This is a genomic window from Leisingera sp. CC-HEC096, from assembly GCF_059429235.1.
This window is the reverse complement of sequence record NZ_JCAIJS010000001.1, coordinates 1747932-1766992: the sequence shown is the minus strand read 5'-3', so window position 1 is coordinate 1766992 and position 19061 is coordinate 1747932. Positions and strand designations below refer to the sequence as shown.

Genomic DNA, 19061 nt, shown 5'->3' with positions numbered 1-19061 from the left:
CTATGCCGCGAGCTGTGCAGCTTTGCCTTGGATATAGGTATCCACCGCCGCGCGCTGGGTTTCATCCAGCCGCAGGCCGAGCTTGGAGCGCCGCCACAGGTAATCGTCGCCCGCGCGCACCCATTCGCGGGCAATCGCCCAGTCGAGCTCCCGCGCGGTGATGGTGGCGCCAAAGTCCTGGCCCAGATCACCGGCAGTTTTGGCGTCGCCCAGCACCTCCCAGGCCTCGGTGCCATAGGCGCGGATCATCCGGCCCGCCCAGTAGGGTGTCAGGAACGGATAGTCCGCGGCGAGTTTGGATGTCAGCTTGGCCACATCCGCCACCGGGAAGTCGCCGCCGGGCAGGGCCACGCCTGCGGTCCAGCCGGCGGGCAGCTGCGGGAACACCTCGCCGATCTTCGCCAGCGCGGCCTCGGCCAGTTTGCGGTAGGTGGTGATCTTGCCGCCGAAGACGTTGAGCAGCGGCGCCTGCGCCTGGTCCAGCGTCAGCACGTATTCGCGGGTGGCCGCGGTGGCGGAACTGGCGCCGTCGTCATAAAGCGGGCGCACGCCGGAGTAGGTCCAGACGATATCGTCGCGCGTCACCGGCTTCTCGAAATACTCCGACGCGAAGGCCGCCAGGTAGTCCTGCTCGGCCTCGGTGCAGACCGGCGCGGTGTCCGGGTCCGGGTGGTCGGCGTCGGTGGTGCCGATCAGGGTGAAATCCTGCTCGTAAGGAATGGCAAAGATGATCCGCCCGTCGGTGCCCTGAAAGAAATAGCAGCGGCCGTGGTCGAACAGTTTCGGCACCACGATATGGCTGCCGCGCACCAGGCGGATGTTCTCGCGGCTGTTCTGGCCCAGCTTCTGATGCAGCACGTCAGCAACCCAGGGGCCGCCTGCGTTGACCAGCATCTTTGCGCGGTGCTCCTGCTCCTCGCCGGTGGCGTGGTCTTTCGTGCGGATCACCCAGTGATCGGCCTTGCGGTCCGCGGACAGCACTTCGGTCCGGGTCAGGATGCTGGCGCCGCGGGCCATGGCGTCGCGCGCGTTCAGCATCACCAGGCGGGCGTCCTCAATCCAGCAGTCGGAGTACTCGAACGCGGTTTTGAATTTGCCTTTCAGGGGGCGGCCCGCCGGGTCGCTTGTCAGGTCCAGCTTGGCGGTGCCGGGCAGGATGCCGCGTTTGCCAAGGCTGTCGTACATAAAGAGGCCCAGCCGGATCAGCCAGGCCGGGCGGCGGCCCTTCATCCACGGCATGAAGGTGGTCAGCAGCTTGGACGTGGGTGTCTCGCTGTCAAACCGCATGTCCTTGTGAAAGGGCAGCACAAAGCGCATCGGCCAGGAGATATGCGGCATGGCTTTCAGCAGCACCTCGCGTTCGATCAGCGCCTCGCGGACCAGGCGGAACTCGAAGTATTCCAGATAACGCAGGCCGCCGTGGAACAGCTTGGTGGAGGCGGAGGAGGTGGCGGAGGCAAGATCGTTCATCTCTGCCAGCGTCACCGACAGGCCGCGGCCTGCCGCATCGCGGGCGATGCCGCAGCCATTGATGCCGCCGCCGATGATGAAAAGGTCCGTTACAGGGGTGTCAGTCATTTTCGCTGCTTTCGTTTTGTCCTGCGGTCAGGATGCGGGTTCCGGCGGCGCGGGCGGCCTCGGCAAATTCTACGGGCACGGGCCGGTCGGTGATCACCACATCCAGATCGGCCACGTCGCAGATCCGCACCGGGGCGGAGCGGTCGAACTTGCTGCCGTCGCAGACCAGCACCTTTTGCCGTGCGTTCTTGAGGATGGCGCGGGCGACAGAGACTTCGCGGGCGTCGTGGTCCATCACCGCACCGTCGGCATCCAGCGCCGAGGCGCCGATGACGGCAAAATCCACCTTGTAGCGGGAGATGAATTCGACCGCGTCCTCGCCGACGATGGCGCCGTCGCTTTGCCGGACGGTGCCGCCGGCCAGGATCAGCTCCTTGGCCTGTCCGCCCATCATCATGCTGATAATGTTTATATTGTTGGAGATCACCGTCAGCCCGCGATGGCCCGACAGAGCGCGGGCCACCTGTTCGGTGGAGGTGCCGATGTTGAGGGTGAGAGAGCAATTGTCGGGGATCAGTTCGGCCGCGGCGGCAGCCATCAATTGCTTGCCGCTTGCGTTCAGCTTGCGCCGGTCGGCGTAATCCTGGCTGGCAGCGGAGCTGAGCCGCACCGCACCGCCATGCACGCGCGACAGCGCGCCCCGGGCCGAAAGGTCGCGCAGGTCTGCCCGCACCGTCTGCAACGAGACGCCAAAGCGCTGGGAGAGGTCCTCGACCTCGACCCGGTCCTGCTGGTTCAGCAGGGCGATGATTTCGTTCTGACGGCCGGAGGCATCCATTTGCTTTCCTTTCGTTGCGATTCTCTAGCGTATTGCGCGCGGAGAGTCACGATGTGTTTTCGTTTTGATTTCGTTGAGCGCAAACACGAAAAGGGCGCGCCGTTGCGGACGCGCCTTCGCAGCCGGGAAGGGACAGGTTCAGGCGAGCGGGATCAGGTGGTTGTCCCAAGCAAGGCCGGCACGGTGCATCGGCTGTTTGCCGGAGGCTGAGACCGCAAAGAACTGGCCGGTGCCGGTGCTGGCAGCAAAGCCGCCGGGCGCGGGGGCGAGGCCGCAGACATCCGCCATCCTGTGTTCCTGAACGAGGTCCCCGCTGGCGGTGTCCATCAGCTGCAGCACGCCGCCGCGCGGGGAGGTGACGCCGACCAAGGCACCGTCCGGCGAAAACGCGATGGATCCGCCGTAGCCGTTGAGGTTCAGAACCCGCGGGTCGCCGTCTGCCATCAGCCTTGGGGGGCTTCCTGGCGTGTGGAGGCCAACGATTGGAACCAGCTCCCCCGCGTCCCCCTGCCACTGCATGGCAAACCCCACCGTGCCGTCCGCGCGCATGGCGAGGTGGCGGATCGAGTTCAGATGCAGCTCCTGCGGCAGTTCCATCTGGTCTTCCAGGGTGCCGTCGAAGCTCAGATAGCTGAGGTTCGGTCGCATGTCCGGCAGGTTCAGCTTGGCGCGGCCGCTGTCCGGGTGGGTCTCGATCCCGCCATTGGCCACAACCAGCCCCGGCGCGTCCCGGCGCAGCAGCATATCGTGCGGCCCGATGCCGCCGGAGGGGAAGGCGGCGATGCGGCGGTAGCCGCTGGCGGTGTCCCAGACGCCAATCACGCCGCGGGCGTTCTCATAATCGTTTTCGGTGGTGAACAGGCGGCTGCCGTCCGGGGAGAACGCGCCGTGGCCATAGAAGTGATGCCCTGCGGGCGGCTGCAGCCGGGCGATGGCGGCGCCTGAGCGGCAGTCGATCACGTCGGCAAAGCGGCCCGGGCGGCGGGCAAAGGCGACGGCCTCAGGCCGGACCGGTTGCGCGGCGGCTGCATGGCCGCGGCCTGGCAGGGGATGGCGGAAGAGGATCTCGCCTGTTTCGGTGAGGCCTGCGAGGAGAAAGGCCCCGCCCGCATCCTTGCCCGCGGACAGATAGGCGGGGCTGCCTGCGCTGGCCCAGGTGGCCCGGGGGGCGAGGCCTGCGGCCAGCAGCCCGGCCAGAAATCCGCGGCGGGAGGTCATGCCGTTTCCCCTTTTCCTTAGTCGCCGTCCAGCGCATTGAAGCCGGCCGCGACGCCAAGGGCGGGGCCAAGCTCTTCGCTCATCAGCGTGCGCAGGTCCTTGATCTCCTGTTGCAGTGCCTCGATGCGGATACGGCTGGCGGGGTCTGCGGCACCGGCAAAGACCGGGTCGTCCAGCGCCTCTGCCTTTTTGCGGGCTGTGGAGAAGTGTCCGGTGATTTCTGCCTGCAAACCGCGGTGACCCTCCGCAAGTGCCAATGCCAGCGGCTCCAGCGCGTTCAGCGACAGCAGCACGTGACGCAGGCTGCGCCCGGAACGGCGGGCCTCGGCGCGGTTGGGGCGGGGTTTGTCAAACGTGCCCAGCGGACGGCCCAGGCGCATGTCGTCCAGCACTTGCAGTCCGGTATTGAGAGCCTTGAGCAGTTCCTGGGTGATCTCGTCTTCTGTCTGGTAGCGGGTTCCCGGCGCGCGCAGCTCGGCGGCATAGCCTTGGTTCCAGTCGGTGCTGATGGCCTGCGTGGTGCCCGCGATGTCCGTGCTGATCGCGCGGGTCAGGGCGCAGCGGTATTCTGCGCTGCCGGCGGTGGAGAGCTGCGGGTCATAGAGCAGGTATTCCAGCGCGTAGAAGCCGCGGGCGGCGATCGAGTAGCTGGCGAAACCGGCGGGTTCCTTGATGCCTGCGTCTTCGCTGCGGATCAGATTGCCGAGTGCCTTGGGGATTTTGCCGCGGCTGTCGGGCCAGAAGGCCAGTGCGAAGGCGCGGCTGTCCGTTTCAGTCGGGCCAAAGCGGTAGTGGCTGGCGGCAATCCAGGCGTCGAATGCGTCGCTATAGGCCGCCCGCAGCGCCGGGGACTGCGGGGTGCAATCAGCTTGGGCTGCGTCGGCCAGCATGGCTGCATCTGTTGCCAGCTCCTCAAACGCGGGGAGGATCAGCTGATCGGTGATGCTGCTGGACAGCTCGGACGCCGCGGCGGGGGCGGCGGCCAGGGCGAGTGTCAGGGCAAGGGCGCGCATCAGAGGCTCTCCAGGAAGGCAATCAGGGCGGCGCGGTCCCGGGGCGGCAGCTTCACGACGCGGGTCTTGGCGGCTTCCGCCTCGCCGCCGTGCCACAGGATGGCCTCCAGCAGGGTGCGGGCGCGGCCGTCGTGCAGGAAGGTGGCGCGCGGTGAGACCTGCTGCGTCAGGCCAATGCCCCAGAGCGGCGCGGTGCGCCATTCGCGGCCCGTCGCACGGCCCTCGGGCCGGTTGTCGGCCAGGCCCTCGCCCATGTCGTGCAGCAACAGGTCGGAGTAGGGCCAGATCAGCTGGAAGCTCTGCTCCGGGCGGTCCTGCAGCCGGTGGGTTACGAATTTCGGCACGTGGCAGGAAGCGCAGCCGCTGTCGTAGAATACCTGCTTGCCGCGCAGCACCTTCGGATTATCCGCATTGCGGCGGGCGGGCACGCCCAGGTTGCGGCTGTAGAAGGTGACCAGATCCATGTTGGGCTGGTCGATCTCGGTTTCACGGGAATCATCTCCGCCATGCGGGGCGCTGCGGCATGCGGTTTGCAGATCCGTGCATTCGCCGGCATGGGCCGGGAACAGCGGGGTGGAAATGCCGATATCGCCCGAGAATGCGGCGGCAGACTGGTGGTGGACCGTCGGGGCGCCGGCCTTGAGACCGAAGCGGCCCAGCAGGATCCGGTTGAACTCCTGCGACCAGACCAGATTGGCGCGGCCTGAGATGCCATCGCCGTCGGCGTCGTTCTCATCCGCATGGGCAAGGATATCGGCGGCGGGGATCGCCTCCAAAAGGCCGAGCCCGATCATTGGCGGGGCAACCCGCGGGCTGAGCATGGCACCTTCGGCCAGCGGGCCGTAGCCGAGGTTTGCGGCGGTGTAGCCGGGGCGGCGCAGGGTGGCGGTCTCGCCTCCGTTAAGGGCGATCTCAAATTCCTCGTATTCAACCTGCAGCTTGTATTCCGGGGCGATGCCGGGGGCAGAGAAATCCTGCAGCTGGCTGCCGTAGTTCGGATCGGGCGCGGTGCCGATATAGTCGCTGACCGCTTCCAGCCCTGGCGGCACCGGGCCCGGCACAGAAACGCGCAGGAACATGGTTGTTGAGCTGTAATCGGGCTGCTCCGGCACATGGCCGCGGCCGTCCTTCAGGTGGCAGCGCTGGCAGGAGCGCGCGTTGTAGAGCGGGCCCAAGCCATCGGAGGCCTTGGTGGAGGCGGGCGAAAACACCCAGATCTTCTTGAACAGCCCGTTGCCGAGCTTGAATTCCAGCTCCTGCTCAAAGGAGAGGTTGGCGGAGTGCTGGGAAAACGCCTCGTCATCCGTCCGGGCGCGCACAGTGGCGGCGCCTGCGGGCAGGTCCTCGTAAGGTTCTGGCGCGGAGAAATCCGTGGCGGGAGATGTGACGGCCTCGATCCGGGCGCGTTCGGCGTCAGTGCGGGGAAGGGGGGAGAGGTGCGGGTCTTCCTGGTAGCGGCTTGCCAGGTCCAGTGCCGCAAGGGGAGTGGCCGCCGCAAGCGCGGCAGCCAAAGCAATGTTAGTCTTCAACATCTGCCATTTTGGTGGCGTTGAGCTGGGCATAGTTTTCGGCACCGATCCGGTCGTGCAGCTCAAGCTGCGTTTCGAGGAAATCGATATGGCCTTCTTCATCCGCCATCAGGTCTTCAAACAGTTTCTGAGTGACGTAGTCGCCCGCCTTGTTGCAGGCGTCGCGGGCTTCCTTGTAGAGCGCGCGGGCGTCCACTTCGGCGGCAAGGTCGCATTCGAGGGTTTCTTTCGGGGTCTGGCCGATCCGCAGCGGGTCCAGTTTCTGCAGGTTCGGGTGGCCGCCGAGGAACAAAATCCTTTCAATCAATTTATCCGCGTGCTCCATCTCCTCGATGGATTCCTCGCGGCTTTTCTTGGCCATGCTGCCCAGGCCCCAGTCTTCCTGCATCCGGTAGTGCAGCCAGTACTGGCTGACCGCCGTCAGTTCATGGCGCAGCGCTTTGTTGAGATAGTCGATGACCTTGGCGTCGCCCTTCATTACTTTTCTCCCGAATTGATGCTGCGCGTAAATTCGTAAGCTGCGCAGGTACTTCCAGCTTACTGCTGGAACGCATCGTGTCGAGGAAAAGCGGCATGCAGCCGCCGCAATCAGCGGTTTTCCCCAGGGCGTGATAAATCTTGCCAGGGGTGATTATCGTTTCGGGGTCGGCATTTCGCATCCAGTCGATGGCGGCGCGGATGTCGTGGTCCGATATGTTCGTGCAGTGGCAAACGATCATGCTGCTTGCGTCCTTGCCCGGTGGCGCAAAAGGCCAAGTGATTCCGTTGGAAAATATATCCGACAGATTTGCTGGGGATTCAAGGCTTATCCAGAGTGAAACGCTTGGGATTGCAGCCTGCGGCGGCGGCCCGCCGAATAAAAAAGGGGGCCGCAAGCTGCGGCCCCGAGTGTGGTGCTGTTCAGGGGATGCCCGAGCTCACCGAGGGAAACGTCAGGCGCCCAGCGGGATGACCAGGTTCACGCCCAGAACGGTGCTTTTGGTGCCGGCCTCGTCAACCCGGGCGAGTCCGCCGCTGACAGTGGCGCCGCTGCTGAACTCATAATCGGCGCCGATGGTGATCAGGTCGGTTTCGCCGGAGGTGTCGAGATCGCGGTGCACCAGGCCGCCGGACAGGGTCACGCTGCCGATTGTGTAGGCGCCGGTCAGGGTTGCATAAAGCGCGTCATCCGCAGAGCCGCCCGCGTTGGAGAAGGAAGCCACCTCGCCGTACAGGTCGATACCGCCGTCGAAGGAATGCGCAAGGCCTGCGACCACGCCCTGCTCGTCATCGACGTCGCCGGTGCCTGCGCTCAGGTGGCGGGCGCCGATGTGGTAGCGGGTGTTACCGGCCTCCTGCGCCCATTGGATGGCGAAGTTGTCCAGCTCCCCGGTGTTGCCCGCGCCGCCGTCGGCGGTGGTGGTGCGGCCCCGGTCATAGCCAACAGAACGGCTGAGGCCGGAGTCATCTGCGTAGAACACGCCAAAGGACAGGGTGCCCGCGCCGTTCAGCTCAACGTCCGCCAGGATGCCGATCTGCTCAACCAGCTCGTAATCCTCGGCAATTGAGCTGCCGAAATAGCCCGCTGCGTCGTCCCAGGCGGTGCCGAACACCGGGTGCAGCTTACCCGCAGACACAGTGGTCGCTTCGCCGATGCCGAAGGAGACGCCGAGCTCTTCGATATAGACGCCCATATCGTCAAAGGTGCGGTCATCAGTTGCATCCGTCAGCGACTCGGCGGTCACGGTGGCAAAGATTTCCACGCCGTTGCCAAAGGCATAGGCGCCGGAGGCTGTGATCACGGCAAAGGTGTCGCGGATCTCGCTGGCGGCGTCATCGGAGGACAGGACGCTTTCATTGGCGATCTCGATTTCGCCTTCCCAGCTGAAGCCCTGGGCCAGGGCCGCGTTCGCGCACAGCAGAGCGGGGGCGCTGAGGGCCAGCGCCGCGGAGGATTTGATTTTCATGGGGTTTTCTTTTTTGCAGGGGGGGAGCCTCGCTGCAGTCTGCTGGCTGGCTCCCCCGGTTTTCGGATCGTCTGATTGTTCGGCTCGGGGCTTAGTTGAAGACCGCAGAGGGGTTGTCGAGGCTGTCGGAGCCTTCGATGGCAACGCCGTCCAGATCCAGAGTGGTCACGATGCGCTCGATCGAGCGGGTCTGGCCGATCAGCCCGTTCACGCCGCCCATCACCAGCGCTTCGCCGGCTTCGTTGCCCTGGGCGAGCATCTGGTCATAGGAGAAGCCTGCTTCCGCCGCGGTCTTGATACGGCCAAGCGCCAGCATGGTGTCCGACAGCTTGCCGCGCATCTCGGCGTCCAGACCGGCGTCCTTGGCGGTGACCAGATCCGACAGCGAGGGGCCGGAAACCAGCTCGCCGTTCACCCGTACGTATTCGCCCAGATAGACATTCTGCACGCCCAGCCCGTCATAATAGTGGCTGTTGTGGGTGTTGTCGGAGAAGCAGTCGTGCTCTTCCTCCGGATCGTTCAGCATCAGGCCCAGGCGCATCCGTTCGCCGGCCTGCTCGCCATAAGACAGCGAGCCCATGCCGGTCAGCATCGCGGTGATGCCGGCATTTTCATCGGCCAGCAGGGCGGTACGGGCCTCGCCTTCAGCGCCCCATTGGGCCGCCATCCATTCCAGGTCGGAGATCAGCAGGTCGGTGGCGGCCTGCAGGTATTCGCCGCGGCGGCCGCAGTTGCCGCCGGTGCAGGCGTCGCCTTGCGCGTAGTCTGTCCAGGGACGGTCGCCCGCGCCGTGCTCCGTGCCTTTCAGGTCCTGGCCCCAGAGCAGGAACTCGATTGCGTGGTAGCCGGTGGCCACGTTTGCCTCAATCCCGTCGGCCTCGTGCAGGGCGCCTTCCAGCAGCTCCGGGGTGATCTTGCTCGCGTCGATGGTCTTGCCCGACAGCTCAAAGCTGGGGTTGGCGATCACGTTCAGCGCCGCCAGGGTGTTTTCCTCGGTCGGCCCGCCATAGGAGGCGTCCACATAGTCGATCAGGCCCTCGTCCAGCGGCCAGGCGTTCACCTTGCCTTCCCAGTCGTCGACGATGGCATTGCCAAAGCGGAACACTTCGGACTGCTGGTAGGGAACACGGGCGGCGATCCAGGCGGCGCGGGCAGCCTCCAGGTGTTCGGCGGACGGGTGTGCGACCAGCGCGTCCACGGCGGCCTTCAGCACCTGCGCGGTGGCGAGGCTGTCCTGGTATTTGGCCTCGGCGATGTTGGCGTAGTTGGTCAGCACCGCGGACTTGTCAGCGGCCAGCGCGGCGGAGGCGCCAAGGGTCAGACCGGCCAGAGCCGTGCCTGCGAGAAACAGGGATTTCATGATATGCGTCCTTGGGTTTTGTGAATTCAATGAAGGGTCGCGGCGGCCGGCCGGGCCGGCTGCGGCGGCGGCTGAACACCCATGATCTGCTGCATCAGCAGGCCGCAGTCAGAGGCGAGCCGGGTCAGCTCCTGCGCCTTGCGCGGGGTGACGATCAGCGAGGCGAGGATATGCGCGTCGTCCTGCTGGCCCTCGGCGGCGGAGGCCAGCAGGTTGGCAAAACAGTTCTCGTCCGCGCCCAGGCATTTGCAGGTCATGCCGTGGCGCACCAGCGGGCGGCGGCCATGGGCGGCGCAGAAATTGCAGAGATAGCCAAAGGCCTCAAACGCGGTTTCGGCCATTTCCGGGCCAAAGTTCACCTGGAAGTCGCGGCGCATCTGCTCGCGGGTCTCATCCCCGGAAAACCAGTGGCGCAGGTAGATCACTGCGCCGGCTTCCAGCGGCGGAAGATCGGACAGGGTGCCGACGGTGACGCCGCCGCGGGGCGTTGCGTGCTCAGGGCTCATCGCCGTCTGCTCACTTGGTCAGGATCAGCTTGCCCGCGCGGGTGATGCGCAGCGAATAGATCTGGCCGTTCAGCAGGATACGGGCCTGCACGCCACCGCGGGTCAGGTCCTCGGCGTGGTAGGTGGGGAAAACTTCGGTGGTTGCGGTGGTCGGCACCGGCTTGGAGGCAATCTGGTTCATGTCTTTCGCCCATTGCTGAATTCCGCCCTGTCCAGAAGCCATTCCAGACAAAAGCCGGACAGAGCGCCGGACGACGCAAAGACCTGCGGCCACAACAGGCGCATGTCTTCCGGTTCCAGCTCCTTGACTTGAGGGCCGCGGGGGCGGCTGTCTCCGTTCGGCATGGGGGCGATCTCGGTTGATTAAACGTCACTCGGGCTCGCCCGATCCGAGTCAGGCTGGCTGGAATGCCTGTATTCCTGAATTAATTGCTCAGGTATGTCAATCCGAGTTTTTTAGTAAGAATTAATTTTTGTGCAGGCGCAAGGGGATGACCCAACAGAAAAGGCCGCCCCGTGGGCGGCCTTTTGCAAAGTTTGTGCTGCAATCCTCAGTCGCGGGTGCCGGAGAAGCGCCCCTGCCACTCTTCGCGCTGCTCGTCGGTGATCTTGGCGAACAGCACCTCCGGCACGGTGAAGCCGTGGCCATCGGGCAGGGCGGACAGCGCCGCCGCCACATCCTCTGGCCAGCTGCGGTCGTCCGAGTTCAGCGCCGCCATCAGCGTGTCGGTGGCGTGCGGGATGAAGGGGGCGGACAGCACTGCGTAAAGCCGGATCAGGTTCAGGCCCAGGCGCACCTGCGCCGCGGCGCGCTCAGGGTCTTCTTTGAACACCGACCAAGGCGCGGCCGACTGCAGGTATTCGTTGCCGGCCACCCAGATCGCCCGCAGCTCTTGCGCCGACTTGCGGACCTCCATCGCCTCCATGTGGCGCTCATAGGCGCGGATGCGGGTGGTCAGCTCGTCGATCAGCGCCGCTTCCTGCGGCCCGTATTCGCCGCCTGCGGGCACCTCCTCGCCGAACTTGGAGCGGCAGAACTTGGTGATGCGGCTGACGAAGTTGCCCAGCACGTCCGCCAGGTCCTTGTTCACCGACTGCTGGAAGTTCTCCCAGGTGAATTCGGAATCCGAGCTTTCCGGCGCGTGGCTCAGCAGCCACCAGCGCCAGTAGTCTGCCGGCAGGATCTCCAGCGCCTGATCCATGAACACGCCGCGCCCCTGAGAGGTCGAGAACTGGCCGCCGTCATAGTTCAGGTAGTTGAACGATTTCAGGTGGTCGACCATCTTCCACGGCTCGCCGGAGCCAAGGATGGTGGCCGGGAACGACAGGGTGTGGAAGGGGACGTTGTCCTTGCCCATGAACTGGACATATTTAACGTCCTCCGCACCCTTGTCGGTGCGCCACCAGCGCTGCCAATCAGCATCCGTTTTGCCGTTGGCCTCGGCCCATTCGGCGGCGCAGGCGATGTATTCGATCGGCGCGTCGAACCACACGTAGAAGACCTTGCCTTCCATGCCGGGCCAGTCCTCGTCGCCTTTCTTGACCGGGACGCCCCAGTCCAGGTCGCGGGTGATGCCGCGGTCCTGCAGCCCGTCGCCGTCATGCAGCCACTTCTTGGCAATCGAGGTGGTCAGGACCGGCCAGTCCTTCTTGGAGTCGATCCAGGCGTCGAGCTGATCCTTCAGCTGCGACTGGCACAGATACAGGTGCTTGGTCTCGCGCACTTCCAGGTCGGTGGAGCCGGACACGGCAGAGCGCGGGTTGATCAGGTCGGTGGGGTCCAGCTGCTTGGTGCATTCCTCGCACTGGTCGCCGCGGGCGCGCTCATAGCCGCAGTTGGGGCAGGTGCCCTCAATATAGCGGTCAGGCAGGAACCGGCCGTCGGCGTTGGAATAGACCTGCTTTTCGGTCACTTCGCGGATCAGCCCGGCCTCGGCCAGCTTGCCTGCGAAATGCTGGGTCAGCGCGTGGTTCTGCGGGCTGGAGGAGCGGCCGAAATGGTCGAACGACAGGGCAAAGCCCTTGGCGATTTCCGACTGGATGGCGTGCATCTCGGCGCAGTATTCCGCGACCGGCTTGTCTGCCTTGGCGGCGGCGAGTTCCGCCGGGGTGCCGTGCTCGTCGGTGGCGCAGAGGAACATTACCTCATTGCCGCGTCCGCGCTGGAACCGGGCGTACAGGTCGGCAGGCAGCTGCGAGCCCACCAGGTTGCCCAGATGCTTGATCCCGTTGATGTAAGGGATCGCCGAAGTGATCAGAATGCGTGCCATGCCATCCATCCAGGTAATGCGTCAGAGGCCCGTCTAACGCATGCCACGCGCGGCGGAAACCCCTGGTGTGCGCCGCACGGAAGGCTGCGGGTGGAATCGCCCGCTCTTTGGAGGGCGGGCAATTTTCCCGCCGCCCCTGAGCCGGCTTTGCATGGGCGCAATCCGCAAGTGTAAACAAAGCCTTAAAGGGTCAAAGGTCCTGTCCGAATGTTTCGCGCGCGAAACATTCGGACAGCATTGCTGACCTTTATTCCCGCCGCTCGCGCGCCCGCTTCAGCAGGCGGCCGATGGTGAAGGAGGTGCGCGGCGCATAGACATAGCTGGTGCGTTCCTCCGGCACCGGGCGCGCGCGCATCCGGCTGAGGCCAAAGACGATCAGCAGGAGATGGCCGGCGGCGACATAGGCAAACAGCGCCGGCGGCCCGTAGGCATCAATCAGCGCCGAGGAGACATAGGGCGAGGCGATGGCGCCAAGCGCGTACCAGAACATCAGCGCCGCCGACAGCTCGACCCGTTCCGCGGAGGTGGCGAAGTCGTTGGCGTGTGCGGCGGAAACCGAGAAGATCGGGAAGGTCGTGAAACCGAAAAAGCCTGCTGTCAGCAAAACGCCCAGGGTGCCGGTGCCGCTGGCCGCCATGGTGACGCCGCAGCTGAGAATGGCGGCGCCGGACAGCCAGATCAGCACCCAGCGGCGGTCGTACTTGTCGGCCAGCCAGCCCATCGGGTATTGCGCGAGTGCGCCTCCCAGCACGAAGGAGGCAAGGAAAAAGGCGATTTGGCCGATCTCCAGGCCGACTTCCTGGCCGTAAACCGGGCCGACCATCCTGAAGGAGGCGGAGCTGAGCGCGGCGACAATCACGCCCGCCACCGCCAGCGGCGAGCAGCGCCAGGCCAGTTTGGGACGCAGGCGCGGGGCGTCGGGGGTTTCCGGCTGGCTGGCCCGGGTCAGGGTCAGCGGCAGCAGCGCCGCGCAGCACAGCACCGCCAGCAGGTTGTAAGAGATATAGGCGGCGGGCGGCAGCACAGCGATGATCAGCTGCGCCGCCAGCGAGGCGCTGAGGTCGGCGAGCCGGTAGGTTCCCATGGCGCGGCCGCGGTTCTCGTTGGTGACCTTGGCGTTGAGCCAGGCTTCGATCACCGTGTAGCAGCCGGCGACGCACAGACCCGATGCCATCCGCATCGCCGCCCAGGCATAGGGGTTTTCGGTCAGCGTGTGGCCCAGCAGCCCGATTGCGCCAAGCGCGGTAAAGGCTGCGAAGGCGCGGGAGTGGCCGACGCTGCCCATCAGCCGCGGTGCCCACCAGCAGCCGATGAAGAAGCCGAAGAAGTGGCCGGAACCGAGGAGGCCGATCTGCTCCTTGGTGAAATTCAGCGTCAGGCCCGAGATGGCATCGAGCGGGCCGACGCCTCCGGTTGAAAGCTGCAGCAGGATGACGGAAAGGAACAGGGCGGCAAATGAGACGATCAGGCGCATAACGGTGCGACCATGACAGGCTGGGACGGCATTGCCAGCCGGTTTCCGCCAATCCCGTGTCGTATTTTTGCGCGCCGGTGCTTTTCGGCACAGCGGCGGCGGGGTCAGCGGGCCTGCCGGATGCGGGCCCGGATGGCCAGGCTCACCCGGTCGGCGACCAGATTGGTGTATCCGGTGGCGCCAAAGGCCGCGCGGCTGAGCGCACCGGTCAGATGCACGTCCAGTTCCCGCAGGTCGTCCGGCGCGGTGCCGGGGCGGCGGTAGAGCGCGGCTTGCAGCGTGATCGGCCGTGTGGTGCCCCGCAGTGTGAGATCGCCGGTGATCTGCGCGCCGCCGGACAGCCGCCCGTCCGGCCCGAGGCGGATGCGGGTGGAGCGGAAGCGGATCTCCGGAAACCGGTTGGTGTCCAGAACGCCCGGGCTTTTCAGCGCTTCGGTGGCAAAGATCAGCCCGGTCCGGGCGCGCCGCGCGTCTAGGGTGATGTCGGCCTGGCTGCGGGCCAGGTTCTGCGGGTCGATGCGGATGCGGGCGGCGCGGACCGGAAGGCGGCCCTGCTGGGGCTGGCCGTTGAGCAGGAAGGTAAAGCGGACGTCCGTGGCCTCCGGGACCAGGCGGTACGGCAGCGGCGCCGCCATCAGCGCCTGCGGCGCCAGCAGCGCCGCGCTGAGGGTGGCCAGCAGGCGGCGGCGCTGTATCCGGGCAGGCGGTGTCCGGGCTGTGTGCATGGGTTTCCCAATCCGTTTTGCGGGCTGCTGTCTGAGCTTATCCGGGTTTTCCGGCGGTGCTGGTCACTTTCCCGCGCGGCCCCGTGAAGCCGCGGCGGGCTCCCGCCAGGCGCCGGCTTTTTGTCAAAAGCCATTGCCTGTTGGGCCCGGCACCGGGCAAAGCCCGGTGCCGGGCCCAAAGCCGCTAAGGCGGCGCTGGTGCAGCCAGGGCCTCCTGCGGGTGCGGGAGAGCCCCGGTTTGGCCATGGGGGAGGCCTTGGGGCAGCGCGTGCGGCAGGCCGCGGGCGGCCGGGGCGGGATCTGTGGCTGCCGGGGGCGCCGGAACAGCCCGCAGCGCGCCGCCGCGGGCGGCTTGGAGGACCTGCCAGCTGCAGGGCGGCAGGGTGCGGGCGCGCAGGCGCTGCAGGCTCCAGCAGCTTTGCGGGGCGGGGGCGTCCTGGCCGGGGGGCAAGCCGCACGCGGGCATGTCATGGCGCGAGCGGTTGCGGGTCGCGCGGTGGTGGGCGGGGGCCAGGTGCCAGCGGCTTTCGATGCCCTGGGCACCGCCCTGGCCGGGGGTCAGCAGCAGGCCCAGCGGCGCCGGGCCGAAGCGCCCGCCGGCCTCTGCCGCCAGGTGCAGCCGCCGCACCGGGGTCATGGCGGGCGGCTCGGGCAGTTCGGCCACCACCAGCGCTGCCGCGCCGCTGCGCAGGGCTTCCTCCATGGTCCAGAGCTGATCCTCTGCCCGGGCCGCCTGCACGAACAGGAAACGGGCGGGGCTTGCGCAGGCGGCCAGCCCGTCCGGGTTCAGCTGGCGGCCGCCCCGCGGCGGGGACAGCCACAGCACCGGTCCCGTTGCGGCGGCGGCGAGCCAGAGCGCAAAGCGGTGGCGGGCGGGGCCGCAGGCCTCATGCGTGCGGCCGTGTTCCAGCGCGATCCCCTCCATCAGGGACAGCGCCGGGCGGGGGCTGTGGCGGCGGCGGTTGAGCAGGTGAGTCGGCATGGGGGAACTGTAGCATGTTCGCTTTTTGTTCTCAATCGGCGAGCCTGCCGGAAAGAGGCTCTCCCGCCCGGACCCGCGCCCCTGCGGGAGGCGCCGTTCCGGTTGGGCCGGGCGCCGCGCAAGGCGCGGCGGCGCATGCGGCAGGCCGGCCCGAAACGCTTCAGGCCGGGCTGAGCGCGCCCTCCAGCGCCTGGAAGAACGCCGCCCTGGCATGGGTCTCGATCCAGGGTTTGTGGCCGCAGCGCCGCAGCAGTTGGAAGCGGAATTCCGGCAGCACCGTCCTCAGAGGCTGTTCAACACCGTCGGCCGGGTGCGGGTCGTGGTCGCCGTGGAGGGCAATCACCGGGCAGCGGATCCTGGCCGCTTCCCGCAGCAGCGCGCCGGAGCGGCGCAACGCCTCGGCCTCGGCCCAGACGCTTGCGAACACCCTGCGGTCAAAGGACAGGGACGGAGGCGGAAGATCCGGCAGCGGCGCATAGGCCTCCGCCTTGTCGAGCAGCTGCACCGCGCGGGCCAGCCCGGCTTTTGTCTCCATCCCGGCACCGTCAAGCAGGGCTGTCAGCTCCTGCCACTCCGCAGGCGGCAGGCGGGCTTGCCGGGCGGCATTGATCTGCGCGGCAAACCGGGCCTCGAACGGCGGGCAGCCTGCCAGCACCAGCCTGGAGACCAGATCCGGGTGCCGGGCCGCCAGCAGGCAGGCCAGCCAGGCGCCCCAGGAAAAGCCGATCAGGACCGCGGGCCCGTCGCAGCCTGCCTCCAGCTGCGCCCGAAGTTCGCGGACCTGGCCGGCCACGGAGGCCTCGGACTGCCAGGGCTCCAGCACCCCAAACCCGCGCGCAGCCAGTTCCTGCGCCACCGGGGCCGCCTCGCCAGCTGCCCCAGGGCCGCCGTGCAGCACGGCGGCGGTGAAGGGCGGAGGGCCGTGCCGCCGGGGGAATGGGGCTGCGGGCTGCATCATGCAGAGGGTTCAGCCTTCGCGCGGCACCACCGGGCCGCCCTGTTTGGCCCATTCGGTGAAGCCGCCCTCCAGATGCACCACCGGTTTCAGTCCCATCTCCATCGCCGCCTTGGCGCTGAGCGCCGAGCGCCAGGCGCTGGCGCAGTAGAACACATAGGTTTTGTCCTGGTTGAAAACCGGCTTGTGATAGGGGCTGTCCGGGTCGATCCAGAACTCCAGCATCCCGCGCGGACAGGAAAACGCGCCAGGGATCATGCCGCTGCGCTGCAGCTCGCGGATGTCGCGCAGGTCGATGAAAACATAATTCTCGTCGAGGACCTTCTGCTTGGCCTCCCCCACGCTCATGGTTTTGACAAGGCTGTTGGCCTCGGTCAGCAGCGCCTTGACGCCTTTGGTGATGGTTTGCGGCATGGGACCTCCTTTGCTCGGCTTGCGCGCAGGCTGGCGGGTTTGCCGCGCGGGTGCAAGCGGCTTGCACTTGCCGCCCTGCCGGTTAGGGTCGCGGGCAAATCCGGAACAGGGGAGCGCGTGATATGAAAATGAACCCGTTGGGACGCACCGGCATCGAGGTCTCCGAACTGTGCCTGGGCACGATGACCTTTGGCACTCAGACACCTGAGGATGAGGCCCATGCGCAGATTGATATGGCGCTCGCGGCGGGCGTCAATTTTGTCGACACCGCCGAGATGTACCCGGTGAACCCGGTCAGCGCCGAGACCCTGGGCGACAGTGAGCGCATCATCGGCAACTGGAACGAAAAGACCGGACGGCGCGGCGATTATATCCTGGCGACCAAGCATTCTGGCGAGGGTATGAAGCATGCGCGGGACGGGGCGCCGATCTCGTCGAAGACCATCGCGTCCGCGGTGGAGGCGTCGCTGAAGCGGCTGAAGACGGACTTCATTGACCTCTACCAGTTCCACTGGCCGAACCGGGGCAGCTACATGTTCCGGCAGAACTGGACATATGACCCCTCCGGGCAGAACCGCGAGGAGGTGCTGGCCAACATGGAGGATTGCCTGGAGGCTTTGCAGCGTGAAGTGGAGCGCGGCACCATCCGGGCCTTTGGCCTGTCGAACGAAAGCGCCTGGGGCACTGCGCAATGGCTGAGGATTGCTGAGGAAAAGGGCTGGCCGCGGGTGGCTTCGATCCAGAACGAATATTCGCTGCTGTGCCGGATGTATGACACCGACCTGGCGGAGCTGAGCATCAATGAGGACGTGGGCCTGATGGCGTTTTCGCCGCTGGGGACCGGACTTCTGACCGGCAAGTATCAGGACGGGGCGGTGCCGGAAGGGTCGCGCAAGTCGATCAATCCGGAGCTCGGCGGGCGCCACTCGCCGCGGGTCTATGATGCGGTGGCGGCCTACCTGGAGATTGCCAAGCGGCACGGGCTGGATCCGGTGCATATGGCGCTGGCCTGGTGCCGGACGCGGCCGTTCATGGCGTCGGCGATCTTTGGCGCGACGCACCTGCCGCAGCTGGAGCATCTGCTGAAGTCGGTGGAAGTGGAGCTGAGCCAGGAGGTTCTGGACGAGATCAACGCCGCGCACCGGGCGCATCCGATGCCCTATTGACGCGAGCGGAGGAGGGGGCGCTGCCCCCTCTTGCGCTGGGGGCGCAATTCACCCCAGGGATATTTACAGCCAGATGAAAGGGATCCTGCCGGCATCAATGCGCGGTCGGGCGCGCCTGTTCCTGCCGGAGATCACGGGCGGAGGTGCCGTGCGCCGTGCGGAAGGCGCGGGCGAAGCTTGACTGCGAGGTGAAGCCGGTGGCCATCGCCACCTCCATCAGCGGCATGCTGGTGTCGGTGACCAGGCGGCGGGCCTCGGCCAGGCGCAGCTGCAGGTAATGGTCCTGCGGCGTGGTGTTCAGGCGCAGGCGGAACTGCTGCTGAAGGCTGCGCGGGCTGGTGCCAAGCGTCTCGGCAATGGCGCTGAGCGGCAGCGGCTCGTCCAGCGCGGCTTCCATCAGCGCGTTGGCCTTGGCGGTCAGCGCATTGTGCTTGTGGCCGCCCAGGCGGCTTTGCGGGCGGGACGCGGCGGCGGGACCATCATAGAGGAACAGCCCGGCCACCCGTGCGGCGAAGCCTGCGCCGTGGCGGGCGCCGATGATGTGCAGCATCATCTCGATTGCGGGTGTGGCGCCGCCGGAGGTCAGGCGGGCATCAGATACCGTGAAGCGGTCGCTGCGGGCGTCCACCTCCGGGAAACGGGCGGCGAAGTTCTCCAGGTCTTCCCAGTGGGTGGTGGCAGGGTGGCCGTCCAGCAGCCCGGCCTCGGCCATCAGCCATGGGCCGCCGTCGATGCCCGCAATGGTGGCGCCGGTGGCGGCGATGCGGCGCAGGCCTGCCAGCAGGCTGGGGGTGGCGTGACGGGCGAGCTGGAAGCCGGCCACGACGATCAGCAGCTCGCAGCTCTCAAGCCGGGCCAGGGGGATGCTGGGCACGGTGAGGCCGCTGGTGAGCATCGGCGGCTCAGCGGTGGCGCTGATGTAGTCCCAGTCAAAGGCGGCGCGGCCCGCAAGCCGGTTGGCCGCGCGCATAGGGTCCACCGCGGCCGCAAAGGACAGCGTGTTGCATTCGTCCAGCACCAGCAGCGCGGTTTTCAGCGGCCGGTTCTCGGGCTGCAGGATGTTTTTTGCGGATTTCATCAACTTCGATTCGCCTGGTGTAAACTGTGCTGCAAAAGGCTGCGGCAGAGTCGCAGGCAGCGCAAATCA

At 66.6% G+C, this 19061-nt stretch carries 19 protein-coding genes; 1 reads left to right on the top strand and 18 read right to left on the bottom strand.

Annotated features, from left to right (window positions below; translation table 11 throughout):
* From glpD to AC5STI_RS08590, 17 genes are all read right to left on the bottom strand, one after another.
* A complete protein-coding gene (gene glpD, locus AC5STI_RS08670; protein WP_495446377.1) occupies positions 1–1578 on the bottom strand; it encodes a glycerol-3-phosphate dehydrogenase in 1578 nt (525 codons plus the stop codon).
* The gene (locus tag AC5STI_RS08665) at positions 1571–2356 is read right to left on the bottom strand and encodes a DeoR/GlpR family DNA-binding transcription regulator (RefSeq protein ID WP_475046756.1); all 786 of its coding nucleotides are present in this window, start codon (positions 2354–2356) and stop codon (positions 1571–1573) included. The genes glpD and AC5STI_RS08665 overlap by 8 nt, the downstream gene beginning before the upstream one ends.
* Positions 2357–2494: 138 nt before the next feature.
* Positions 2495–3574, bottom strand: a complete 1080-nt coding sequence (locus AC5STI_RS08660; RefSeq protein ID WP_495446376.1) for a DUF1513 domain-containing protein — start codon at positions 3572–3574, stop codon at positions 2495–2497.
* A gap of 17 nt (positions 3575–3591) precedes the next feature.
* Positions 3592–4587, bottom strand: coding sequence for an imelysin family protein (locus tag AC5STI_RS08655; protein WP_495446375.1), 996 nt, complete (start codon positions 4585–4587; stop codon positions 3592–3594).
* Positions 4587–6119: a di-heme oxidoreductase family protein gene (locus tag AC5STI_RS08650; protein ID WP_495446374.1), complete on the bottom strand. Its 1533-nt coding sequence runs from the start codon at positions 6117–6119 to the stop codon at positions 4587–4589. The genes AC5STI_RS08655 and AC5STI_RS08650 overlap by 1 nt, the downstream gene beginning before the upstream one ends.
* Positions 6106–6594 (bottom strand): bacterioferritin, encoded by a 489-nt coding sequence (bfr, locus tag AC5STI_RS08645; protein ID WP_475046749.1) that lies wholly within the window; start codon positions 6592–6594, stop codon positions 6106–6108. The genes AC5STI_RS08650 and bfr overlap by 14 nt, the downstream gene beginning before the upstream one ends.
* Positions 6542–6835 (bottom strand): (2Fe-2S)-binding protein, encoded by a 294-nt coding sequence (locus AC5STI_RS08640; protein WP_475046748.1) that lies wholly within the window; start codon positions 6833–6835, stop codon positions 6542–6544. The genes bfr and AC5STI_RS08640 overlap by 53 nt, the downstream gene beginning before the upstream one ends.
* A gap of 213 nt (positions 6836–7048) precedes the next feature.
* Positions 7049–8062 (bottom strand): porin, encoded by a 1014-nt coding sequence (locus tag AC5STI_RS08635; RefSeq protein WP_495446373.1) that lies wholly within the window; start codon positions 8060–8062, stop codon positions 7049–7051.
* Positions 8063–8153: 91 nt separating this feature from the next.
* Positions 8154–9422, bottom strand: coding sequence for an imelysin family protein (locus AC5STI_RS08630; protein ID WP_495446372.1), 1269 nt, complete (start codon positions 9420–9422; stop codon positions 8154–8156).
* Between the two features lie 26 nt (positions 9423–9448).
* A complete protein-coding gene (locus AC5STI_RS08625; protein WP_495446371.1) occupies positions 9449–9928 on the bottom strand; it encodes a hypothetical protein in 480 nt (159 codons plus the stop codon).
* A 10-nt stretch (positions 9929–9938) separates the two neighbouring features.
* Positions 9939–10109: a hemin uptake protein HemP gene (gene hemP / locus AC5STI_RS08620; RefSeq protein WP_008554566.1), complete on the bottom strand. Its 171-nt coding sequence runs from the start codon at positions 10107–10109 to the stop codon at positions 9939–9941.
* A gap of 370 nt (positions 10110–10479) precedes the next feature.
* The gene (gene metG, locus AC5STI_RS08615; RefSeq protein WP_495446370.1) at positions 10480–12198 is read right to left on the bottom strand and encodes a methionine--tRNA ligase; all 1719 of its coding nucleotides are present in this window, start codon (positions 12196–12198) and stop codon (positions 10480–10482) included.
* A 247-nt stretch (positions 12199–12445) separates the two neighbouring features.
* Complete coding sequence (locus AC5STI_RS08610) at positions 12446–13672, bottom strand: MFS transporter (RefSeq protein ID WP_475046740.1); 1227 nt, start codon at positions 13670–13672, stop codon at positions 12446–12448.
* A gap of 104 nt (positions 13673–13776) precedes the next feature.
* The gene (locus AC5STI_RS08605; protein ID WP_495446369.1) at positions 13777–14397 is read right to left on the bottom strand and encodes a YceI family protein; all 621 of its coding nucleotides are present in this window, start codon (positions 14395–14397) and stop codon (positions 13777–13779) included.
* Positions 14398–14581: 184 nt separating this feature from the next.
* Positions 14582–15379 (bottom strand): ImuA family protein, encoded by a 798-nt coding sequence (locus AC5STI_RS08600; protein WP_495446368.1) that lies wholly within the window; start codon positions 15377–15379, stop codon positions 14582–14584.
* Between the two features lie 160 nt (positions 15380–15539).
* Entirely contained in the window at positions 15540–16235 is a 696-nt protein-coding gene (locus AC5STI_RS08595) for an alpha/beta fold hydrolase (RefSeq protein ID WP_495446367.1), read from the bottom strand.
* A 111-nt stretch (positions 16236–16346) separates the two neighbouring features.
* A complete protein-coding gene (locus AC5STI_RS08590; RefSeq protein ID WP_495446366.1) occupies positions 16347–16748 on the bottom strand; it encodes a rhodanese-like domain-containing protein in 402 nt (133 codons plus the stop codon).
* A gap of 122 nt (positions 16749–16870) precedes the next feature.
* Here AC5STI_RS08590 and AC5STI_RS08585 point away from each other — a divergent pair, with 122 nt between their 5' ends.
* Positions 16871–17914, top strand: coding sequence for an aldo/keto reductase (locus AC5STI_RS08585; RefSeq protein ID WP_495446365.1), 1044 nt, complete (start codon positions 16871–16873; stop codon positions 17912–17914).
* 94 nt (positions 17915–18008) lie between these two features.
* Here AC5STI_RS08585 and AC5STI_RS08580 read toward each other — a convergent pair whose 3' ends face one another.
* Complete coding sequence (locus AC5STI_RS08580; protein ID WP_495446364.1) at positions 18009–18992, bottom strand: GlxA family transcriptional regulator; 984 nt, start codon at positions 18990–18992, stop codon at positions 18009–18011.
* Between the last annotated feature and the right edge of the window lie 69 nt (positions 18993–19061).